Consider the following 3,223-nt stretch of genomic DNA (forward strand, 5'->3'; position numbering starts at 1 on the left):
ATCAATAACATTATTTAAAAAAGATGCAACTCTGAAGAAAAGCAACTATGATAGTTATTACGCGACAAAAAGCGGTATAGATTGTTGACTTGGACGAGCAGGTCAGCTTAACCGGAAAGGAGCCATCATGGAGAACAGATCCTCTGGCGGTTGGAAGTTCTTTGCACTGCTCTTCGGAGCACTGCTCGCAGGTATTGCTGCGTTGTATGTGTACAAGCAGCATAATCCTGATTATGACCCTTGGGAGGAACCATGGGAGAACAGTTCTTCGCCAATTGACCTAGGGTTAGAAAAAGAAGAGAAAGAAGCTAACGATACTCCTGCCGCCGAGGCATAAGTGACATTTGCTTTATACAGTCCAAAATGAAGGCGATTGCGTATATTCGTAGTCGCCTTCATTTGTAATTACTAAAGAATTGTTGTAAACAAAAGCGTTTGTCTTACATGCAATTTAACTAAAATTTACACAAATAAAAGGCGGAAACTGATTAACAGTCTCCGCCTTTTATTTTCTATGTATTGCTATTGGAGAATACTCAATTACTCAGCAACAGGTGTTGGAAGAGCACCAGTGTGCCAAATGCGATCGAGGTAATCTTCGATAGAGCGGTCAGAAGAGAAGTAACCAGAGTTGGCTACGTTCAAGACTGCCATGCGAGCCCACTTCATTGGATCGCGGTAAGTTTCCTCAATCTGAGCCTGAATATCCATGTAAGAGCTGAAGTCAGCCATTGCCATGAAGTAATCATGGGTGAGCCAATCGTTAACGAGTGGCTCGTACACGCTCTTGTCGCCATTGGAGAAGGTGCCGTCAGCAACCATGTCAACAGCGGTCTTCAAGCGAGGATCAGACTCGTAGTACTTACGGGAGCCGCCGTGATCGTATCCTTCAGCGTAGAGCTTATCAACTTCGTCAACGGTCATGCCGAAGAGGAAGAAGTTCTCTGCGCCAACGCGCTCGCGAATCTCAACGTTTGCACCATCGAGAGTACCAACAGTCAAAGCACCGTTCAAAGCAAACTTCATGTTACCGGTACCAGAAGCTTCCTTACCAGCCTGAGAAATCTGCTCATCCAAATCGGTGGCAGGAATCAAGTTCATAGCCAACTCGATGTTGTAGTTTGGTGGGAAGAACACTGCAAGCTTGCCCTTGCATGCTGGGTCGTTATTCACCACGCGAGCAACATTGTTAATGAGCTGAATGGTGAGCTTTGCCATAGCATAGCCTGGAGCAGACTTAGCGCCGAAGAACACGGTGCGTGGAAGCATCTTGTCTACGTCGATTGTGCCATTCTTGATTCCAGCGTATGTGGAGATAACCTGGAGGATCTTCATGGACTGGCGCTTGTACTCGTGCAAACGCTTAACAATGGTGTTGAACATTGTGTCTGGGTTGATCTCAAAGCCATACTTCTGCTTTGCAAAATCAACGAAGGCAAGCTTGTTCTGCTTCTTAACTTCAGCAAACTTCTTAACGAACGCCTTGTCGTCAGCCAATGGCTTCAAGCCTTCAAGAAGCTCCAAATTACCCTGCCATGCGTCTGTGCCCAAGCCCTCAGTAATAAGAGCAGACATGCGTGGGTTGCTCAAGCGCACGAAACGACGAGGAGTTACGCCGTTAGTAACGTTCTTGAACTTATCTGGGTAAACGCTGGAGAAGTCCTTCAAAGTGACATCCTTCAACAACTCAGAGTGAAGTTCAGCAACACCGTTAACGTAAGAACCGCCGTAGGTAGCCAAGTAAGCCATGCGAACTACAGCACCTTCGCCATTTTCGTCAGCGTCGGTAGCGATGCGCATGCGCTCAACCTGATCCTCAGCAACGCCCTTACCGCGAAGCTCGTTGCGGAACTGCTCGCTAATGCCCTGAATGATTTCAAGGTGGCGTGGCAACAGTTCGCCAATAAGCTTGGCTGGCCAAACTTCCAAAGCTTCTGGAAGCAAGGTGTGGCAAGTGTAGTTGAAGGTCTTGGTGGTGATACCCCAAGCGGTGTTCCAATCGTAGCCGTACTCGTCCATAAGAACGCGCATAAGCTCTGGAATGCCGATAACTGGGTGAGTGTCGTTCAACTGGAAGTTAATCTTGCTTGGGAAGGTAGTGAGATCCGGCTTATCCTGACCTGGGTAGAATACGCGGATTGCATCATGGATAGAAGCAGCTACGAAGAAGTACTGCTGCTCAAGACGCAAAGCCTTACCTTCTGGAGTGGAATCTTCTGGGTAAAGAATCTTAGAAATGTTTTCTGCTGCAACCTGTGGCTTTACAGCATCCAAGTACTCGGACTTGTTGAAGGTGAGCAAATCAAACTCATCGTAAGACTTAGCGGTCCACAAACGAAGAGTATTTACGCGACCAGAATTATAACCTGGAACCATGTAGTCAACTGGTACTGCGCGAACAGACCAAGCTGGCTTCCAAACGCGCTTGCCGTTTTCCTCTACAACTTCACCACCGAAGTTGACGCGCTGGTCACGACCATAATCAATGTGACCCCATGGCTCTTCGTTGCTAAGCCAGTAATCAGGGGTTTCAACCTGCTTACCTTCTTCATCAAAGCGCTGCTTGAAGATGCCGTAACGATACTGGATGCCGTAGCCAAATGCTGGAACGCCAATAGAGGCGAGTGAATCGATGAAGCAGGCTGCGAGACGACCCAAACCGCCATTACCTAAACCTGGCTCATACTCAGCATTGATAACTGCCTTTGGATCGAAGCCAAGCTTAGTAACAGCCTTATTGAATTGGTCAGTAAGACCAGCGTTCAACAAAGCGTTCTCAAGCTGCTTACCCATCAAGAACTCTGCGCTCAAATAGCCCACAGCCTTGGTGTTGCCATTAACCATGTCATGCTGAGTCTGCATCCAAGAGTCCATCAAGTGACGACGAACTGCGGTAGCAGCGGCAACATACACATCTGCCGTAGTGGCCTGCTCTGGCGTTACACCCTGGGTGTACTTGAGGTGCTCTTGAAGTTCTTTGGCAAATGCCGTCGCAGTAGTTTTGGCTTTCGGCGCGACGTGTTTAGTCATATTTGACTCCTTGTGCCGTTTGATATATTTCCTAAAAGTGTGCAGCCTAAAACTTTGTGTTTAGACAATTAAACCATCACCATTTTGCAGATAACCTTTGCAGATAACTACAAGAGGCATGTGAATGCACACGATAACCCCAAGAATACCACAACCTAACCCCTTTAAATATTTGTATATAACGTCTTAATAC

General features: G+C 47.2%; 2 protein-coding genes. One reads left to right on the top strand and one right to left on the bottom strand.

Annotated elements, in window-relative coordinates:
• The first annotated feature begins 127 nt into the window (after positions 1–127).
• Entirely contained in the window at positions 128–337 is a 210-nt protein-coding gene (locus A5295_RS05760; protein WP_004106126.1) for a hypothetical protein, read from the top strand.
• Between the two features lie 203 nt (positions 338–540).
• Here the strand turns inward: A5295_RS05760 and A5295_RS05765 are convergent, their stop codons facing one another.
• Positions 541–3,030, bottom strand: a complete 2,490-nt coding sequence (locus A5295_RS05765; protein ID WP_064622132.1) for a glycogen/starch/alpha-glucan phosphorylase — start codon at positions 3,028–3,030, stop codon at positions 541–543.
• Positions 3,031–3,223 lie beyond the last annotated feature (193 nt).

Source organism: Gardnerella sp. 26-12 (assembly GCF_001660745.1).
Taxonomy (GTDB): Bacteria; Actinomycetota; Actinomycetes; order Actinomycetales; family Bifidobacteriaceae; genus Bifidobacterium; species Bifidobacterium swidsinskii.

Bases quoted from the DNA above. Each gene is read 5' to 3' on its own strand.
- A5295_RS05760 (WP_004106126.1), top strand. From the start codon at position 128: ATGGAGAACAGATCCTCTGGCGGTTGGAAGTTCTTTGCACTGCTCTTC.
- A5295_RS05765 (WP_064622132.1), bottom strand. From the start codon at position 3,030: ATGACTAAACACGTCGCGCCGAAAGCCAAAACTACTGCGACGGCATTT.